This is a genomic window from Neorhizobium sp. IRS_2294, assembly GCF_050500145.1.
Taxonomy (GTDB): Bacteria; Pseudomonadota; Alphaproteobacteria; order Rhizobiales; family Rhizobiaceae; genus Neorhizobium; species Neorhizobium soli.
The window spans coordinates 831,783-850,046 of record NZ_CP191439.1; the positions used below are offsets into that span (position 1 = coordinate 831,783).

15 protein-coding genes are annotated in these 18,264 nt (G+C 61.9%); 5 read left to right on the forward strand and 10 right to left on the reverse strand.

Features of this window, described 5'->3' with window-relative positions:
* Positions 1-33 precede the first annotated feature (33 nt).
* The 4 genes from ACQY1K_RS03905 to thrC all read right to left on the reverse strand — a co-directional run bounded on the left by ACQY1K_RS03905 (position 34) and on the right by thrC (position 6,325).
* On the reverse strand, positions 34-2,871 hold the full coding sequence (locus ACQY1K_RS03905; protein WP_371816136.1) for an EAL domain-containing protein: 2,838 nt from the start codon (positions 2,869-2,871) through the stop codon (positions 34-36).
* Between the two features lie 71 nt (positions 2,872-2,942).
* Positions 2,943-3,554, reverse strand: a complete 612-nt coding sequence (locus tag ACQY1K_RS03910) for a GNAT family N-acetyltransferase (RefSeq protein WP_062453614.1) — start codon at positions 3,552-3,554, stop codon at positions 2,943-2,945.
* Positions 3,555-3,590: 36 nt separating this feature from the next.
* Positions 3,591-4,889 (reverse strand): M16 family metallopeptidase, encoded by a 1,299-nt coding sequence (locus tag ACQY1K_RS03915; protein ID WP_430256175.1) that lies wholly within the window; start codon positions 4,887-4,889, stop codon positions 3,591-3,593.
* 41 nt (positions 4,890-4,930) lie between these two features.
* Positions 4,931-6,325: a threonine synthase gene (gene thrC, locus ACQY1K_RS03920; protein WP_430258351.1), complete on the reverse strand. Its 1,395-nt coding sequence runs from the start codon at positions 6,323-6,325 to the stop codon at positions 4,931-4,933.
* A 149-nt stretch (positions 6,326-6,474) separates the two neighbouring features.
* On the opposite strand from thrC, the gene ACQY1K_RS03925 reads away from it, so the two are divergent.
* Positions 6,475-7,032: a PilZ domain-containing protein gene (locus tag ACQY1K_RS03925; protein ID WP_430258901.1), complete on the forward strand. Its 558-nt coding sequence runs from the start codon at positions 6,475-6,477 to the stop codon at positions 7,030-7,032.
* A 126-nt stretch (positions 7,033-7,158) separates the two neighbouring features.
* Positions 7,159-9,951, forward strand: a complete 2,793-nt coding sequence (locus tag ACQY1K_RS03930; protein WP_430258352.1) for an autotransporter outer membrane beta-barrel domain-containing protein — start codon at positions 7,159-7,161, stop codon at positions 9,949-9,951.
* Here ACQY1K_RS03930 and ACQY1K_RS03935 read toward each other — a convergent pair.
* From ACQY1K_RS03935 to ACQY1K_RS03945, 3 genes are all read right to left on the reverse strand, one after another.
* Positions 9,948-10,634, reverse strand: coding sequence for an HAD family hydrolase (locus ACQY1K_RS03935; protein ID WP_092661492.1), 687 nt, complete (start codon positions 10,632-10,634; stop codon positions 9,948-9,950). The two genes, ACQY1K_RS03930 and ACQY1K_RS03935, sit on opposite strands and share 4 nt — an antisense overlap.
* A gap of 113 nt (positions 10,635-10,747) precedes the next feature.
* Positions 10,748-12,385, reverse strand: a complete 1,638-nt coding sequence (locus tag ACQY1K_RS03940; RefSeq protein ID WP_113109611.1) for a Na+/H+ antiporter — start codon at positions 12,383-12,385, stop codon at positions 10,748-10,750.
* A gap of 176 nt (positions 12,386-12,561) precedes the next feature.
* A complete protein-coding gene (locus tag ACQY1K_RS03945) occupies positions 12,562-12,858 on the reverse strand; it encodes a nucleotidyltransferase family protein (protein ID WP_174195764.1) in 297 nt (98 codons plus the stop codon).
* Positions 12,859-13,023: 165 nt separating this feature from the next.
* Here ACQY1K_RS03945 and ACQY1K_RS03950 point away from each other — a divergent pair, with 165 nt between their 5' ends.
* Positions 13,024-14,154, forward strand: coding sequence for a site-specific DNA-methyltransferase (locus ACQY1K_RS03950; RefSeq protein ID WP_430258353.1), 1,131 nt, complete (start codon positions 13,024-13,026; stop codon positions 14,152-14,154).
* Between the two features lie 232 nt (positions 14,155-14,386).
* Here ACQY1K_RS03950 and ACQY1K_RS03955 read toward each other — a convergent pair whose 3' ends face one another.
* The 3 genes from ACQY1K_RS03955 to mutY all read right to left on the reverse strand — a co-directional run bounded on the left by ACQY1K_RS03955 (position 14,387) and on the right by mutY (position 16,660).
* Entirely contained in the window at positions 14,387-14,821 is a 435-nt protein-coding gene (locus ACQY1K_RS03955) for a VOC family protein (protein ID WP_430258354.1), read from the reverse strand.
* 93 nt (positions 14,822-14,914) lie between these two features.
* Positions 14,915-15,529, reverse strand: a complete 615-nt coding sequence (locus ACQY1K_RS03960) for an HAD family hydrolase (RefSeq protein WP_430258355.1) — start codon at positions 15,527-15,529, stop codon at positions 14,915-14,917.
* Between the two features lie 18 nt (positions 15,530-15,547).
* Positions 15,548-16,660 (reverse strand): A/G-specific adenine glycosylase, encoded by a 1,113-nt coding sequence (gene mutY / locus ACQY1K_RS03965; protein ID WP_430258356.1) that lies wholly within the window; start codon positions 16,658-16,660, stop codon positions 15,548-15,550.
* Between the two features lie 92 nt (positions 16,661-16,752).
* Between mutY and ACQY1K_RS03970 the strand changes: the two genes are divergently transcribed.
* Positions 16,753-17,265, forward strand: coding sequence for a DUF721 domain-containing protein (locus ACQY1K_RS03970; RefSeq protein WP_430258357.1), 513 nt, complete (start codon positions 16,753-16,755; stop codon positions 17,263-17,265).
* A gap of 289 nt (positions 17,266-17,554) precedes the next feature.
* Positions 17,555-18,259, forward strand: a complete 705-nt coding sequence (locus ACQY1K_RS03975) for a DsbA family protein (RefSeq protein WP_113109616.1) — start codon at positions 17,555-17,557, stop codon at positions 18,257-18,259.
* Positions 18,260-18,264 lie beyond the last annotated feature (5 nt).

An 18,264-nucleotide genomic window follows, 5' to 3' on the forward strand; every position in this document is an offset into this window, starting at 1 on the left:
CCTCGCCACAAGGCAAGATGAGGAAGTCGGAACTCAAGCCCGTTTCGTCAGCGGAAACCGTTCTTTCAGCAGTCGGCCAATCGCATCCGTCGTCGCCGGCGGGCCGAACAGGTAGCTCTGGCCGAAATGGCAGCCCATCTTGGCAAGTTCCGCCGCGTCTTCGTCGGTCTGGATGCCCTCAGCCACCACGTCCATCTCGAGCGCCCGCGCCATGGCGATGACCGAGCGCAGCAGCACTGCGCGCTTGTCGGTGGCATCGCGCACCAACGACTGGTCGAGCTTGATCGTGTCGAACGGGAACTGCGTAAGATAGCCGAGCGAAGAGTATCCGGTACCGAAGTCGTCGAGCGCGAGGCTGAGGCCGGTCTCTTTGAGCTTGGCCAGAACAAGACGCGCCTGCTCCGGGTTCTCCATCATCAGCGACTCCGTCAGCTCCAGCTTGAGCTGGCCCGGTGCCACCTGCGTCCTTTGCAGCAATGCCCGGACGTCATTGTAGAGATCGGCGTTCAGGAGCTGCGCACTCGAGACGTTGACGGATACGAAGATCGGCAGCGAACCGGTTTGTGCCTGCCAGGACGTGAGGTCTGAGGCCGCCCGTTCCATCGCAAAGAGGCCGAGAGGGCCGATCAGGTCCGACATTTCGGCGATCGGAATGAATTCGGAGGGCGGAATGCTGCCGCGTTTGGGATGTTCCCAACGCATCAGCGCTTCGAAGCCGGCAATCTCGCCATCCACAAGCCGGATGATCGGCTGGTATGCGAGTGTCAGTTCGCGTCGCTCGATGGCGCGGCGAAGGTCGGTTTCGATCTGCAGACGATCTGTACCGGTCGAGCGGAATGCCGGACGGAACGGTTCGACGCGATTGCCGCCGGCGCGCTTGGCCCGGTACATCGCCAGTTCCGCATCGGCGAGAAGTCCCGGGGCGCTTTCCTGCTGATCTACCCAGGAGGCTAGGCCGATCGAGGCGGTGAGGACGATCTCGCGATTGGCGAAGTTGATCGGCACCATGATTGCCTTGGACACCGCATCGGCGAAATCCGCGACCTTGCCCGGGTCCCGCTCGGACACAAGGATGAGGCCGAACTGGTCGCCGGCAAGCCGTGCCAGCGTATCCTGTGGCTTCAAGAGACGACGCAGGCGCCGCGTCAGCGCGATCAGAATGTTGTCGCCTGCGGCAATTCCAAGCGAGTCGTTGACTTGCTTGTAGCGGTCGATATCGATCGCCATGACGGTTGGGCGCAGATGCCCGTCGCCGGGTGCCAGCGTCAGTACCGATTGCAGACGGTCGAGGAACACCTGGCGGTTCGGCAACCCGGTCAGGTTGTCATGCATCGCGTCCTGCAGCAGACGCTCGATCGAGTTCTTCTGCTCGGTCACGTCGATGACGGTGCCGACGCAGCGGATGATTTCGCCGTTTGAGCCGAGCACCGGCCGTGCGCGGATCTGCAGCCAGTGGAAATGCCCGTCTTCCGCGCGAATCCGGAATTCGTGGTTCAACCGGCCGCGGCGATGTTCCAGCAGCACGTCCAGCGTGGCGCGGAACCGGTCGCGGTCATCGGGATGAAGCCGCGGCAGCCAGTTGCGCACCGGCCCGTGCATGGAGCCTTGCTCGAGGCCAAGCCGCGTCGAGATGTCGGGCGTGGTCACCACGCGGTCGCGCGCCACATCCCAGTCCCAAACCGTGTCGCCCGAACCGGTCAGCGCCAGCGACTGCCGCTCCAGATCGGAAAACAGACCCTGCTGGTAGGCGCCGCCGGCAAAGGCGTGCTGCATCACGGTAAAGCCGATCAGAAGCACGATCAGAACCAGTCCGCCGCCAAGCGCCGGCTGCACGATGTCGTTGTCGAGCTGGCCGGTGACAGTCAGCCATCCCCCGAACAGCCAGACCAGCAGCAGCGCCCAGGTCGGAACCAGAAGGATGGCGCGGTCATAGCGGTTGAAGCCGAGATAGACGATCAGGAGGATGCCGACAGTGCCGGTCAGCGCAAACGAAAGCCGCGCGATACCGGATGCAACGGATGGATCGTAGATTGCCACACCGCCGAGGAGCACGAGGCCGGCCACCCAGGCAAGCGTCGCATAGCCCAGATGCACGTGCCAGCGATTGAGGTTGAGATAGGTAAACAGAAAGATGACGAGCGACGAGGCAAGCGCCACTTCGGCTGCGGCACGCCATATTCGCTCGTCGGACGATGTCACGCTGATGAGCTTGTCAAGAAACCCGAAGTCGACGCAGATATAGGCAAGCACCGCCCAGGCAAGGGCTGCCGCCGCCGGCAGCATGGAGGTTCCCTTGACCACGAACAGGATGGTCAGGAACACCGCAAGCAGACCGGCAATGCCGAGCACGATGCCCTTGTAGAGCGTGAACGAGTTGACCGAATCCTTGTAGGCATCCGGTTGCCAGAGATAGATCTGCGGCAGCGCCGGCGTCGAAAGCTCGGCGACGAAGGTGATCGTGGCGCCCGGATTGAGCGTGATGCGGAACACGTCGGCATCGGGGCTGGCGATACGGTCGAGCGCAAACCCTTCGGATGGCGTGATCGAGATGATGCGCTGCGAGCCAAGATCCGGCCAGAAAACCTTGGAATTCACCAGCCGAAAATGCGGCGCGACGATTACCCGCTCCAGCTGCTCCTCGGAAACGTTGGAGAGCGCAAACACAGCCCAGTCGCCCTGGTGCGACGGCGAAGACGCGCGCACCTCGATGCGGCGACGGATACCGTCGGCAGCAGCGGCGGTGGAAACCTGAAAGGCCTCGCCCTGGTTGGCGTAGATGTCGGTCGTGCGGGTCAGGTCGAGCGCGGTGTCGTCGCGCGAGATTTTCACCGGCTCGGCCGCCTGTGCAAACGTCGCCGCCGCAAGAAACATCAAGACAGCGGAAACAATTCCAAGAACCGACGGCAGGCGCGGCATGGCCGAGAAACTCATGTGACGCAGCATCATGTGTTCAGCATTTTCGCAAATTCACCATCTTCTGGCAGTCGGGAGAAAATCACGTGGTCGCGCCACTCACCATTGATCTTGAGATATTTCCGCAAAAGACCTTCCCGCTCGAATCCGGCCTTTTCGAGAAGCCGGATGCTTTTCCAATTGTCCGGAATACAGGCTGCCTCGATCCGGTGCAACTGAAGTCCGCCGTAGATGTAGGGGATAGCCATCTCCAATGCGGCCAACATATGGCCTTGGCCCGAATGTTTCTCGCCCATCCAGTAGCCGACCATGCAGCTTTGCGACGCGCCGCGGCGGATATGGCCGATCGTCAGGCCCCCCAAAAGCTCCATCGTGTCGCGGCGGAAAAGCAGCATCGGCATGGCGACGCCTGACGCATGTTCCTGGGTGGCGCGCACCACGCGAGCGCGAAACGCCGATTCCGTCAGCTCGTCAGGGCGCCAGGTCGGCTCCCACGGCTGCAGGAACGCCCGGCTTTGCGACCGCAGCGTCATCCAGGCCTTGTAGTCGGCATAAAGCGGCAGGCGCATGATGTGGCGCTCGCCTGAGATCTCCGGTGTGTCCGGATGTCGCGATAGGAACCGAAACACGGACTTGGCCATGGTGCTTGTGTGCTCCGGGCAGGGCAGGCGGCTTGATCAGCCGGCCGCCTTTTTGGTTGTCACGCCTGGTGAGGAAAGCGACGCCGCGATCTCTTCCATCGACGGCAGTTGTGCGATCGGCCCAACCGCCGAAAGCGTAGGCACCGTGTCGAAGAACAGACGTCCGGCAAGATCGGTCAGCCGCTGGGTGGTGATCCCCTCCAGCCGTTCCATCATCTCGTCATTGGGGATCGGCTTGCCGTAGAGCATCATCTGGCGGGCGATCTGGCCGGCGCGGGCGGCAGGGCTTTCCTGCCCCATCAGAAGCTGGGCACGGATCTGCGCGCGCGCCCGGTCGATTTCCGCCTGATGGATCTGCTCGGATGCCTTGCGCAGCTCTTCGACGACCACAGGCACGAGGTTCGGCAACTCGTCGCCGTTGGTCGCCGCATGGACGCCGAAAATGCCCGTATCGGAAAAGCCCCAATGGAATGCATAAACCGAATAGCAAAGGCCCCGACGCTCGCGCACTTCCTGGAACAGCCGCGAGGACATGCCGCCGCCGAGGATGTTGGCGAGAATCTGCGAGCAGTAGAAGTCCCGCTGGTGATAGGCCTTGCCCTCGAAGCCGATCAGCAGCTGGGCATCCATCAGGTCGCGGTCTTCGCGGGTGTCGCCGCCGATATAATGGGCGGGCTCGAGAACGGGCGTCGCACTCGGCATGGTCGGCAGGCTGGCGAACCGCTCCTCGACCTGCTTGCAGAACACCTGGTGGTCGACAGCGCCGGCCGCGACGATGAACATCCGGTCGGTCGTATAATTGCGCGAGAGATAGCCGCGGATCTGCGGCGGCGTGAACCCTTTTACCGTCTCCGGCGTGCCGAGAATGGCGCGCCCGATCGTCTGGCCGCGATAGGCGACTTCGGAAAAGCGGTCGAACACCACGTCGTCGGGCGTGTCGTTGGCCGCGCCGATTTCCTGCAGGATGACGTGCTTTTCGCGGCGCAGCTCTTCCTCGTCGAATTCCGATTCCGTCAGGATATCGGCAAGGATATCGACCGCGAGCGGCACGTGGTCCTTGAGCACCCTTGCGTAATAGGATGTGGTTTCGGTCGAAGTCGCGGCATTGAGTTCGCCGCCGACATCCTCGATCTGCTCGGCGATATCGCGGGCACTGCGCCTCGCTGTGCCCTTGAACGCCATGTGCTCGAGAAGATGCGCGATGCCGTGCTCGTTCTCGGTCTCGTTGCGGGCTCCGGACTTGATCCACACACCGAGCGCGACGCTCTCCAGGTGTGGCATGGTCTCGGTCACGACTGTGAGCCCGGAGGGGAGCCGGGTGATTTCAACATTCATATTCACGTCTTCGCGTCTTTCCGGCACTGCCGATAACTGGCTCAATTGGCCCGTGCGTGGTCGCCGATGAATGTTTCAACGGCCTTCAGCTCGGCGTCCAGCGTATCGAAGCGCTCCTCCCTGTGCATCAGATCAGCGAGCCATGATGGAAGTGCCGGATCAATTCCGCAAGCGGATTTTACCGCCGCCGGGAATTTGGCGGGGTGCGCCGTGGCCAATGTCACCATCGGGCTGCCGGGTCGAGCGTTCTTCTGAGCCACGAAAACACCGGTCGCCGTATGCGGGTCGAGCAGGTATCCGGTGGCTTCCAGCGTCTCACGGATTGTCTCGGCAACCTGCTCCTGCGTGGCGCGGCCGGCGCGGAATTCGCGCTTGATCGCCTTCAGCGCTTCCGGCTTGATTTCGAACGCACCCGATTGCTTCAGGCTCGCCATGGATGAGCGCACGGCGCTCGGATCGCGGCCATAGGCTTCAAACAGAAGCCGCTCGAAATTCGACGAGATCTGGATATCCATCGACGGCGACGTGGTCGCCATCACCCCCTGCATCTCGTAGCGCCCGGTCTTCAGCGTGCGGGCAAGAATGTCGTTGTCATTGGTGGCGATCACCAGCCGGTCGATCGGCAGGCCCATTTTCTTGGCCACGTAGCCCGCGAAAATATCGCCGAAATTGCCGGTTGGCACCGTGAACGATACCTTGCGATCCGGTCCACCGAGCGAAACAGCGGCGGTGAAATAATACACGACCTGCGCCATGATGCGGGCCCAGTTGATCGAGTTGACGCCCGAAAGCTTCACCCGGTCGCGGAAGGCGACATCGTTGAACATCTCTTTCACGATGTTCTGGCAGTCGTCGAAATTGCCCTTGAGCGCCACCGCATGCACGTTGGATGCGGTCGACGAGGTCATCTGGCGCTGCTGCACCGGCGAGACCTTGCCTTCGGGAAAGAGGATGAAGATGTCGGTCCGGTCGCGCCCGGCAAAGGCATCGATCGCCGCACCGCCGGTATCGCCCGACGTCGCGCCGACGATCGTGGCGCGCTCGCCGCGCTCGGCCAGAACGTGATCCATCAGCCGCGCCAGCAGCTGCATCGCCACATCCTTGAAGGCAAGTGTCGTGCCGTGGAAAAGCTCGAGGATGAAATCGTTCGGACCCGTCTGCACCAGCGGCACCACCGCCGGATGACGGAAGGTCGCATAGGCCTCGTTGATCATGGTCTTCAGCTTGTCGTCCGGAATTTCCCCGTCGACGAAATGCTTGAGGATCTCGAAAGCCACTTCCGCATAGGACTTTCCGCGCAGATTGCGGATGTCCCGCTTGGACAGCTGCGGCCAGTGGCGCGGCAGGTAAAGACCGCCATCGCGGGCAAGGCCGGCCAGCAGTGCATCACGAAAGCCGAGAGCGGGCGCTTCGCCCCGGGTAGAAATGTAGTCCACGACCGATAATCCCCAATCGATTTTTATTCGCGCCGCTGGTATAGACGATTGAAATCTGCGGTGAAAGACTGGAAAACGGCGCTGCGTTACGCCATGAGCATGTTTGGCGCGGCAAGCCGGTCAAAAGGGATGGAACAAGGTTGAGTATTGTGTTTGGCAAGATTTCCCATGGTCTCGTAACGGTATCCCTCCTGACGGCGCTCGCCGGCTGCAACTCGTCCTCTCCGGCGGGTGGCCTTGCGCCGACGGCACAGGCTGAAACCCCGGCGGTGGTGCAGGCCTATTGCCCGCAGGTCGTTCTGCGCGAGCAGACGGCGATACGCCAGGAATACGCGCGTGGCGGTCAGGATGATCCGCAGAAGCTCGTCTACCAGGCATCGCTGGCCGACGCGACGCGTCAGTGCACGGCCAACGAAACGACGATGACCATCAATGTCGTGGTCCAGGGCCGCCTCGTCGACGGACCTGTCGGCGCACCGGCCCGGGTCACCCTGCCGATCCTGGTCGAGGTCGTCGACGGCGACAACACGATCTACTCGCAGAAGGTCGCCTATCCGGTCGATCTTCCGGCCGGCGGCACGCAGTTCATCTTCCAGAAGGCGGATGTGCAGATCCCGAACGCGCAGGGCGGCGCATCGCGCTTCACCCGCGTCCGCGTCGGTTTCGACAATGGCGCACCCGGCAAGAAGCCCGCACGCCGTAGCTAAGCCTGCGGCCACTCCGGTCGGGCGCTGACGGCGCCCGTTTAATCTTCGGTTAACCATAAATCCGTACCCAGTATGTGAAGATCGTCAAGGGCGCGTCGCCCGCGACCATTCGAGACAGGGTTTGGGATGATTGCTCCAGCTATCGTGGCGGACGCGAAGCGGCGTCTGCGGCTTTGCACCGCCATCGTCACGCTGGCAGCGCTCGTTCCCGGCGGCGCATCGGCGCAATCGGTCTGGACCGGCGCCTCCGACAACAATTTCAAAAACGGCGCGAACTGGACAACGGCACCGGATGCCCCAGGCCCATCGGACGCAGCCTCGATCGGCTCCGGCGCCCCGACGGTGTCAACCGGCACGGCCGTCGATACGCTCGCGGTGTCCGGCGGCACGCTTCATGTCGAAGCAGACCTGAGAGCGACGAGCGGCACGACCCTGTTCGACATGGGCCGCATGGAGATCTCGGAAAGCGGCACGCTGTCATCAGACGTCACGATGTCCGGCGGCTCCATCAGTAACTCGGGAACGCTCTCCGGTGACCTTGCATCTTCGGGTGGCGAAGTCGTCAACGACGGCACGATCGACGGCCGCACGACGCTGTCCGGCGATGCGCAGATGACAAATAATTTCGTCGTCACCGATGTCGATGTCGAAGCGACCGCCCGGTTCGTCAACAATTCCGGCGCAACGGCCGGTGCCGTCACCAATGCGGGCACCACCTCCAACGCCGGAACGATCGCGTCGCTCACCAATACCGGCGGATCCTTCACCAACAACGATGGCGGCACGGTCACCGGCGATACGGTGGTCTCGGGCGGCACCGTCACCAACAACTTCGTCGTCACAGACGTCGATGTCGCTGAAACAGCCAGTTTCGTCAACAATTCCGGCGCTTCGGCGGCAGCCGTCACCAACGCGGGCACGGCGTCCAATGCCGGCACTGTGGCATCGCTTGCCAATACCGGCGGCAGCTTTACCAACAACGGCACCATTTCAGGCGCAACGTCACTCGAGGGCGGCACGCTCACCAACAATTTCGTGGTGACGACGGTCGATGTCGCGGCGGCTGCGATCTTCGTCAACAATTCAGGTGCGACGGCCGGCGACGTCTCCAATGCCGGCAACGCCTCGAACGCCGGAACGATCTCCTTACTCACGAATACCGGCGGCACCTTCACCAACAACGACGGCGGCGAAATCACCGGAAGCACCACCGTGACAGGCGGCACGGTCACCAACAATTTCGTCGTCACCGACGTGGATGTCGCGGCTTCCGCCAGCTTCGTCAACAATTCCGGCGCGGTCGCCGGCGATGTCACAAACGCCGGAACCTCATCCAACGACGGCACCATCGCCTCGCTGACCAACACCGGTGGCAGCTTTTCCAACACGGGCGAGATCAGCGGCGATGCGACGGTGACAGGAGGAGTGCTCGTCAACGACGGCACGATCGGCGGCGCGATCGATATCGGCACGGATGGCATGCTGTCAGGCACAGGCGAGATCGGTGGCCTCACCGTCGGGTCAGGCGGCACGCTGTCGCCCGGCCCGGGTATCGCAACGCTTGCCGTCAACGGCGACGTCACCTTCGAGACCGGCTCGACCTATCAGGTGGAAACGCAAGCGGACGGCACGTCCGACAGCCTAGCCGCCACCGGGTCCGTCACGATCGAAGGCGGCACGGTCCAGGTTCTCGCAGGCAGCGGCACCTATTCACCTGCTACGGCCTACACGATCATCACAGGCGAAAGCGTCGCAGGTGAATTCGACGACGTCACCACCGATCTCGCCTTCCTGTCGCCCATCCTTGCCTATGGCGCCGACGATGTGACGCTGAGCCTCTACCGCAACGATGTCGATTTCGCCGACGTGGCGAACACCGCCAATACGCGGGCAACGGCTACAGCGGTCCAGTCGCTCGGGTCCGAAAACGACGTCTTCCTCGGCGTTCTCCAGCAAAACGCCGACGGCGCACGCGATGCCTTCTCGCAGCTTGGCGGCGAGATCCACGCCTCGTTGAAAACCCAGCTTTTGAGCGACAGCCGGCTCGTCCGGGACACGATCGTCGACCGGGTGAACGGTGCGGTCCCGATCCGCGCATCGGCCGATGGTGCGACCAGCTTCTGGGCGACCGGCGCCGCTGCATCAGGGCAATTGCGCAGCGACGGCAACGCGGCCGGCATCGACAGCCAAGCGGCTGGATTGATCGCGGGCTTCGACGGGCAGGCCTCCGATCACTGGCGGCTCGGCGGATTGTTCGGCTACAGCAATGCTTCCGCTGGCAGCGAGGCGGACTGGGAAAGCTATCATGCCGGGCTCTACGCCGCCGCAGAATGGGGTGACGTTGCCCTCACATCCGGCGCCGTCTATTCCAAAAACCGCATCTCGACGTCGCGCAGCGTCGACTTCGGCACGTTCACGGATGATCTCCAGGCCGATTACAGAGGCGCCACCCGCCAGCTGTTTACCGACCTGTCGTGGAAGACGACGGCAGGTCCGGTCACGCTGCAGCCCTTCGCGAGCCTTGCCTATATCAATCTCGACACCGATGGTTTTCGCGAGAAGGGCGGGGAGGCCGCTCTGACGGGGAATGGTGAAACGGACAACATCGCCCTTTCCACATTCGGCCTTCGCTGGTCGGCGCAAATGCCGGTCGAGGACCTGCCGCTCACCGTCTCCGGCATGCTCGGCTGGCGTCACGCAATGGGCGACCTGACGCCCGAGTCACGGCTTGCCTTTGCAAGCGGCAGCAGTCCGTTCGTGCTGGAAGGCGTGGCGCTGCCGCGCGATACGGCCGTCGTCGAAGCCTCCGTCACCGCGCAGGTTTCAAAGTCCGCGCGACTGAAGGTGACTTATTCCGGCGAATTTGCCCATTCGCTGACGAGCCATACCGCGAAGGCCAGCCTTGCTGTGCAGTTCTAGATCCCGCCCCATTCTCCCAGTGCGGCGATCACCGCCGGCAGGTCGCTCATGCGCGAAATCACCGTTTCGGCGCCGGCATCCGTCAGCCGGTCGGCATGGCTCGGATAGGTATGCGATGCACCGGTAAAGCCCACCACCCGCATGCCGGCCGTGCGTGCGCCGTGGATGCCATGGGTGGAATCCTCGATCACCAGGCACCTGTCCGGCTCAACGCCGAACTGCTTTGCCCCATGCAGGAAGATGTCCGGCTTCGGCTTGACGCGGTCGGGACCGAGGTCCTTGGCGGAATAGATGTGGTTTTCGAAATAAGGCTTGAGGCCGACCTTGGTCAGCATCATGTCCAGCCGCTGGCTCGAAGAATTCGAGCAGATGCAGCGCTGCGTGGTCAGCCGCGCCAGCGCGAACTTGACGCCGTCGATGATCTTGACGCTGCGCTCCAGCCTCTGGTCAAGCAGCTTTTCCGATTTGTCGAGCAGGGAGGCCGATAGCGGAATATCCGCTTCCTGTTCCACCTGCAGAAGAATGTTCTTCCAGGTCATGCCGGCGAAGCGCTCGCCCATTTCCTCGACGCTGATCGGATAGCCCGCTTCCGTCAGCAGCCGGGATTCGACCTGTGCCGCGATGATTTCGGAATCGACGAGCACGCCGTCGCAATCGAAGATGATGAGGTCGAAGCCGCTCATGATGGATACTCTTTGAAGAAAGAAGGTGAGGGCGATCTACACGAGGGCAGCGCCGGAAACAATGCGGAGAGCGATTTCCTCTACCGGCAAAGCGGCGACAACAGGGGCGCGCCTCAGAAACCGTAGCGCGCCTCGGCAAGATCGATCTCGCGAACCAGCTTTCGCGCGATTTCCTCGGAGATCTTGCGCCGGCGGCCAAGCCGGAACAGCTCGTCGCGTTCGGCACGCAGGGCGGCCAGCCTGAACCGCTTGTCGACCTCCTCCATCTTGCGCAACAGCTCTGCCTCGTCTCCCAGCTTGGAACGGCCCTCGATCCGCTGCCGGTAGAGTTCCATCAGCCGCGTGCCGACCTCACCGTAAAGATCGGCGTCGGTGCGGCCTTCGCTCATCGCATGCTGCAGTTTCTCGATCATTCGGATCGCCGCCTCTGCCGCCGCAATCCGGGCAATATCCTCTTCCTGGAGGTGGTCAGGTTCCGGCGGCAATTCGAGGTTCTGGAGAAGATAGGGAAGGCCGATGCTGGCCGCCGTCAGCGACAGGATAATCACGCCGGCTGCCAGGAATATCACCAGATCGCGTGCCGGAAACGATGTGCCGTCGTTCATGGCAAGCGGCAGGGTGAGAATACCCGCAAGCGTGATCGCACCGCGCACGCCGGCAAGCGACATGGCCGCCAGAAGCCGCCAGTGCGGCTTGCGGATCGCCTCTCCGCGACGCGCGGCGCGATACAGGGTAAAGCGCAAGGATACCCACACCCAGGCAAAGCGCAGGGCCGCGAGTGCGGTGGTGATGACCGCCACATAGGCGATCAGCCAGATCGGGTGGAGGTGGCCCGTTTCCGTCACGATCCGGGCGGCGCCCGAGACGATGCCCGGCATCTGTTCGCCCAGCAGCACGAAGATGATGCCGTTCAACGCAAACTGCACCGTGTCCCACACCGCGTAGCGCCGCATGCGGGTGGCAGCCATCGTCTGGCCACGCAATTCGGCAAAGCTCATGGTGATGCCGGCCGCAACCGCTGCCAGAATGCCGGAGCAATGCAGGTGCTCGGCCAGAAGATAGGCGCCGAACGGAATGAGCAGGCTGATCAGGATCTGCGCGCCGGGCTCTTCGCCGAGCTTGCGCGACACGTAATACTTCGCCTTCATGACCACGAATGTGGTGCCAAAGCCGATCAGGATGCCGCCGATAGCCACCCAGAGGAACGTACCCACCGCATCCGTCAGCGAGAACACGCCGGTCAGCACGGCGGCCACCGCAAACTGCATGCAGACAAGGCCCGACGCATCGTTGAGCAGCGATTCGCCCTCCAGAATATGCATCAGCCGGCCAGGGATCGGCACCCGCGCGGCAATCGCCGAGACCGCGATCGGATCGGTTGGCGAGAGAATGGCGGCGAGCGCGAAGGCGACCGCAAGCGGTATCGCCGGGATCATCCAGTGGACCAGAAAGCCGATCAGGATCACCGTGAACACGACAAGCCCGAGCGCCAGCTCCAGGATCACCGCCTTGTCGCGAAACAGCCCTTCCTTGGGAATGCGCCAGCCATCGAGAAACAGCAGCGGCGGCAGAAACAGCAGAAAGAAGAAATCCGGATCGAGCTGCACCGCAGACCCCGTCACGCCGGCGATTGCGGCACCGAGCGCGATCTGCACCAGCGGCAGCGGAATGCCAACAGGCGAAAGCCTCGCAAGCGTACCGCTCAGAACCACGGCGAGAAGCAGGACCAGGGCAATGGTGATGCTTTCCATGGTGGCACTCCTATCCGTTCCGGTTCCGGCCTGAATAGGAAATGGGAATGGATGAGGCAAGGGCCGGGAAGGGCGGTGCGACCTTTACGCCCGGCTCAGTCGTTCCTGCAGACCCAGCATCGCGGATTTGAGCGGCGGTAGGTCATGCGCGATGACGTCCCAGATAAATTGGTCCATCAGAACACCTGCACCGAAGCGGCTTCGATCCTGTCCTTCAGCCTTGGATGCAGACTGTTGCGGGTCGTAACGTCGATGTCGGCCGCGAGTTCATCCTCGAGAAACAGCTTGATCCCGACAAGATCAACCAGAGAGAATTTCTTGCTCTCATCATAATCGATAAACAGATCAAGATCGCTGTCGGGGCCTGCTTCGTCGCGGGCAACGGAGCCGAACAGGTAAAGCGAGGTCGCGCCGAGCGCCCTGATCGCGTCGGCCTGCCGTCTCAGCTTCTCGATCGCCTCAGCTTTTCTCATGACCCTCGGCTTTTCTCATGAGTTGTATCCTAGCGCATCTTCGCGCCGCCTTCCATCATTTTGCTTTTTTCCTGAAACAGGCCACCGGCTTCAGTCTTTGGTAACCAAAATGAGTAACCATAACAGTCAGTAAATTCGTATCCAGTACAGCGTAGCGAGTGTCTCATGGCCGCAGTCCTTCCTTTGATCGACCTCCAGAAACAGGCCCGTCCTCACGCCTGGATGAACTCCATCATCAAGGGCGATTGCGTGGCAGCCCTCGAGGCGCTGCCGGATAAATCGGTGGATGCGATCTTTGCCGATCCGCCATACAATCTGCAGCTCGGCGGCGCCCTGCATCGCCCCGACCAGAGCCTGGTCGATGCCGTCGATGACGACTGGGACCAGTTCGCCTCCTTCCAGGTCTATGATGCCTTCACCCGCGCCTGGCTGCTTGCCTGCCGCCGCGTGCTCAAGCCGAACGGCACGATCTGGGTGATCGGTTCCTACCACAACATCTTTCGCGTCGGCGCGATCATGCAGGACCTCAATTTCTGGCTCCTCAACGATATCGTCTGGCGCAAGACCAACCCGATGCCGAACTTCAAGGGCCGCCGGTTCCAGAACGCCCACGAAACGATGATCTGGGCCAGCCGCGATGCCAAGGCCAAGGGCTACACGTTCAATTACGAAGCCTTGAAGGCCTCCAACGACGACGTGCAGATGCGCTCCGACTGGCTGTTTCCGATCTGCTCGGGCGGCGAACGCCTGAAGGGTGACGACGGCAAGAAGGTCCATCCGACCCAGAAGCCTGAAGCGCTGCTCGCCCGCATCATCATGTCCTGCACCCAGCCCGGCGATGTCGTGCTCGACCCGTTCTTCGGTTCCGGCACCACGGGTGCGGTCGCCAAGCGTCTCGGCCGCAACTTCGTCGGCATCGAACGCGAGCAGGATTATATCGACGCCGCATCTGCCCGCATCACCTCGGTCGAACCGCTCGGCAAGACGGAACTGACGGTCATGACCGGCAAGCGCGCCGAACCGCGCGTCGCCTTCAATGCGCTCGTCGAAAGCGGTCTCGTCAAGCCTGGCCAGATCCTCACCGACGCCCGCCGCCGCCACAGCGCCATCATCCGCGCCGACGGCACGCTGACTTCGAACGGAGACGCCGGATCGATCCACCGGCTCGGCGCCAAGGTTCAGGGGTTTGATGCCTGCAACGGCTGGACCTTCTGGCACTACGAGGAGGCCGGCGTCCTGAAACCGATCGACGACCTTCGCACCATCATTCGCAACGGCCTGCCAAAAGCGGACTGAGCCACCAGTCCCGGGACCAGATCCCATGTCAGCTCGCGAGCTTCCTCTTCCGGTTTTGTACCTCTAGTTCCGGAAGAGGATCATGTGACGCCCGGAGTGTGAAGGCTCCGGGCGTCATCTTTTTTATGGGGCAAATGCACTGATTTCGGGGCCGCAACGACGCAGGCTCTGACCAGAGTAACCCTGAACACCTCCGAATTAGAATGTTTCGGCCCGTCCGCCGATCACCCGGCTAGGTTGCCTGCCGTCCATCCGGGTATTCTGCAGGCCCCTTGATCTCGATCTTATTGCCAAACGGGTCATGGATATAGAACGAGTGCCCCATGCCACGGGCACCACCATGAAACGCTTCCTGGACGATCTCTACCCCGTGCTTATCGAGATGCTTACGCAGTTCGTCATGGTCGAAAGGGCTGGTCGCAAGACAGACATGATCGACATTGCGCCCACCGGTCACCGGAGGCGCTGCTTTCGTTCCGCCCGGGTGAGTTACATCCCACAAGACGATCAACGACGACCCGAACCACACCTGCTCCATCCCCAGTGCCGGATAGGAATAGCCAGGACGGCACCCTAGGGCATCCGTGTAGAACGTAAGCGCACGTTTCATGTCGTCGATCAGAAGAACGATGTGATCAATGCCGACGGGAGCGAATGGAATTGCCATGAGGGGTGCCGTCTTAACGTGAGGTCGATTGCAAAACGAGGTGGGTGGGCCGGGAACTTATATCGTCAGCATACCGGCTACCACCCCCAAACCTCACACCTCGATACCGTGATCCCTCAGATCCTTGCGCAGCGTTTCCGGATCCGTGAAATGCACAGCGTTCCAGCCCGCTGCCCGCGCGCCTTCGACGTTGGGATAGCTGTCGTCGATGAAGATCGAGGCTTCAGGGGTGAGGCCGAAATCACGGGCGTGCTTTTCGTAAATGGCCACATCCGGCTTGATCAGGCCGATCTCGCCCGAAACCGTCACGCCGCGCGGCTTGTCGAGAAACGGGAATTTCCGGCGCGCTTCGACAAACGTGTCGGCGGCGAAGTTGGTGAGCATGGTTACGTCGCGACCGCTCTCGATCAGGCTTTCGAAGATGGCGACGGAGCCGTCATAGGCATGCGGCACCATTTCGTGCCAGTGCTGGCGGAAGGCGCGGATATTGGCTTCCTGTTCCGGATGCTGTTCCAGCAGCAGCGCTTCGGCCTCATGCCAGTTGCGGCCGCGGTCCTGTTCCAGGTTCCATTCGTGGGTGCAGACGTTGTCGAAGAACCACTTGCGTTCGCTCTCGTCGGGAATGATCCGGCTAAAGGGAAGGTTGGGATCGTAGTGGATCAGAACCTTGCCGATGTCGAAAACGATGTGATCAATCTTGGCCGCCATAGAGGATGTTTCCTGCTGTCAGTTTGGAGCTTTTGCGAAGGCGAGTGGTATAGCTTGGACGATTGCTTTTTTCATGACGGTCGGCAAGGCCTGGTTCTCCAGGCTTTCCACCGGTTCCCACCAGCCATTGTCCACAGCGACCTTGGTCACCTTCGCGCGAAAAATCGAAAGCCGCAGCTCGAAATGGGTGAAGACGTGAATGACCGTACCACAGGCCTGCCAGTCGGCAGACGGGATCGGCGCGTGATCGATCGTCGTGCCGCCGTCGAGCCGCGCGGTCCAGGCCGTCGTCGGCACTTCCGTCATGCCGCCTAAAAGCCCGGTCTCGATGCGCTTTCGAAGCAGCACCTCGCCATCGGGCGTCACCGCCACGAAGGCAGCGCCTTGGCGAACCGGCTTTTCCTTTTTTGCGGCCTTCACCGGAAACCGCTCAGGGTCGTCGCCGGCCAAGGCCATACAGTCGTCCCGGAACGGACAGAGCGCGCAGGCGGGACGTTTCGGGGTGCAGATCGTCGCGCCGAGATCCATCATCGCCTGGGCAAAATCGCCCGGCCGGTCTGATGGCGTCAGCTCCACGACCTTTGCCTTCATGGTGGGCTTGGAACCCGGCAGCGGTGCATCGATCGCATAGAGACGCGAGATCACCCGCTCGACATTGCCGTCCATCACAGCCGATTGCCGGTTGAAGGCGATCGCGGCAACGGCGGCCGATGTATAATCGCCGATGCCGGGCAGGGCGCGCAGGCCATCTTCCGAATCGGGAAAGATGCCCCCATGATCGGCTGCTACCGCTTCGGCGCATTTCTTCAGGTTGCGGGCGCGGGCATAGTAGCCAAGCCCCGCCCAGGCCGCCATCACGTCGTCGGAAGGGGCTGCGGCAAGATCGGTCACCTTCGGCCAGCGCTCGAGAAACTTTGCGAAATACGGTTTGACCGCCTGCACTGTCGTCTGCTGCAACATCACTTCCGACAGCCATATGCGATAGGGGTCGGGCCGGATCCCGGCTTTGGCAGCCGTCGGGCTGATCCGCCAGGGCAGCTCGCGGTGGTGTCGGTCGTACCAGGCGAGAAGCCTTTCCGCATGGGTCGGGCCATCGGCCGAATTCGTCGTCTTGGGAAGCGTCTGGAGCATCGTTTGCCGTTTGCCGCTGGAATGGCCTATAGGTATGCGTCAATGCGCCGGCATCAAGGACGGCACAACCTCAGGCGGCCAGTTATCCAGCGATGAATGCTCCGAAACCTCCGTTCCGCCGCAAAGGCGCGCTGCAGATCTCCGAAGTGGCGAACGGCATCATCGATCCGGTGCTGGCACGCCGCGCCGGCATATCCACCGCGCTGCTCGGCTCCTGGGACGCGATCGCCGGCGAGGATTTCGCCGATTGCACGCGGCCGGAAAAGATCGCTTGGTCGCGCTATAACGATGGCTATAGCGAGGGAGGCCACCAGCCTGGTGTCCTCACTATCGCCTGCGAAGGGTCTCGCGCACTGTTCCTCGGCCATGCCCAGGGCGAACTGATCGCCCGCATCAACGGGTTTTTCGGCTTTCCGGCCGTGCGCCAGATCCGCATCGTGCAGAAGGCGGTATCGCAGACGTTCAAGCATCCGCGCAAACTGCAGCCGCTCAAAGGCGAAGCGGCAAAACGGCTGGAGGGCATGATGGAAGGGATCGAAAGCGAAGCGCTGAAGAAAGCCGTCGCCAGGCTCGGCACCGCCGTTCTCCAGCAGAAGCGCAAATGAGAGTTCCAGGGCCCCCGCCACTCTCATTCCTGTGCTCGTCACAGGAATCCAGCCAGCCCAAGTCCTTGGGCTGAAATAACTCTTTTCATCGCAGGGCCAGGTTCCCTCCGACTAGCATACGCATCGTGACGCAACAGAGCGGAAAAGGCCGAGGAATACACCGAACTATCCCTCGCACCGCCATTTCGTCACAATTCTTTGAAGGGATTTAACACTCCACCGCTTGTCGGGGCCAAGGCGCCACGATACGGAATATCAAACTTTTTCAAATCTCGAACACGGGTGTTCCATGCAGTTGAACGATAAGACCATCACCAGACGCGCGCTTCTCGGCGGAGTGGCGGTCACGGCGCTTTGCCTGTCGCTGCCGCTCGGCATCTCCGACGCCTTTGCCCAGGCCCTTCCGGAATCGCAGGGCGATGTGGATATGGCGGCGGCGCTGAAGCCTGGCACCCTGCCGGAAATGGCGCTTGGTGAAGAAAACGCCAAGGTCACCGTCATCGAATACATGTCGATGACCTGCCCGCATTGCGCACACTTCCACAACACCACGTTCGAGACGATCAAGAAGAACTATATCGATACCGGGAAGGTTCGCTTCATCATCCGCGAATTCCCGTTCGATCCGGTCGCGACCGCTGCCTTCATGCTGGCCCGCTGCAACCCGCAGAACCCGGCCGAACTCGCAACGTCTGCGCAGTATTACCCGATGGTGTCGATGCTGTTCAAGCAGCAGCGCGCCTGGGCGGCCCCTGCCGACAAGGATGTGCGCGGCGCCCTCCTGCAGTCGGTCAAGCTTGCAGGTTACTCACAGCAGAGTTTCGAAGCCTGCTTGACGAACCAGAAGCTTCTCGACGACATTAATACCGTCGTTAAGCGGGGCAACGAGGAATTCGGCGTCAATTCCACACCGACCTTCCTGATCAACGGCAAGAAATACTCCGGAGATATGACGGTTGACTCCATGTCGAAGCTTTTCGACAGCCTTCTGTAAGATCG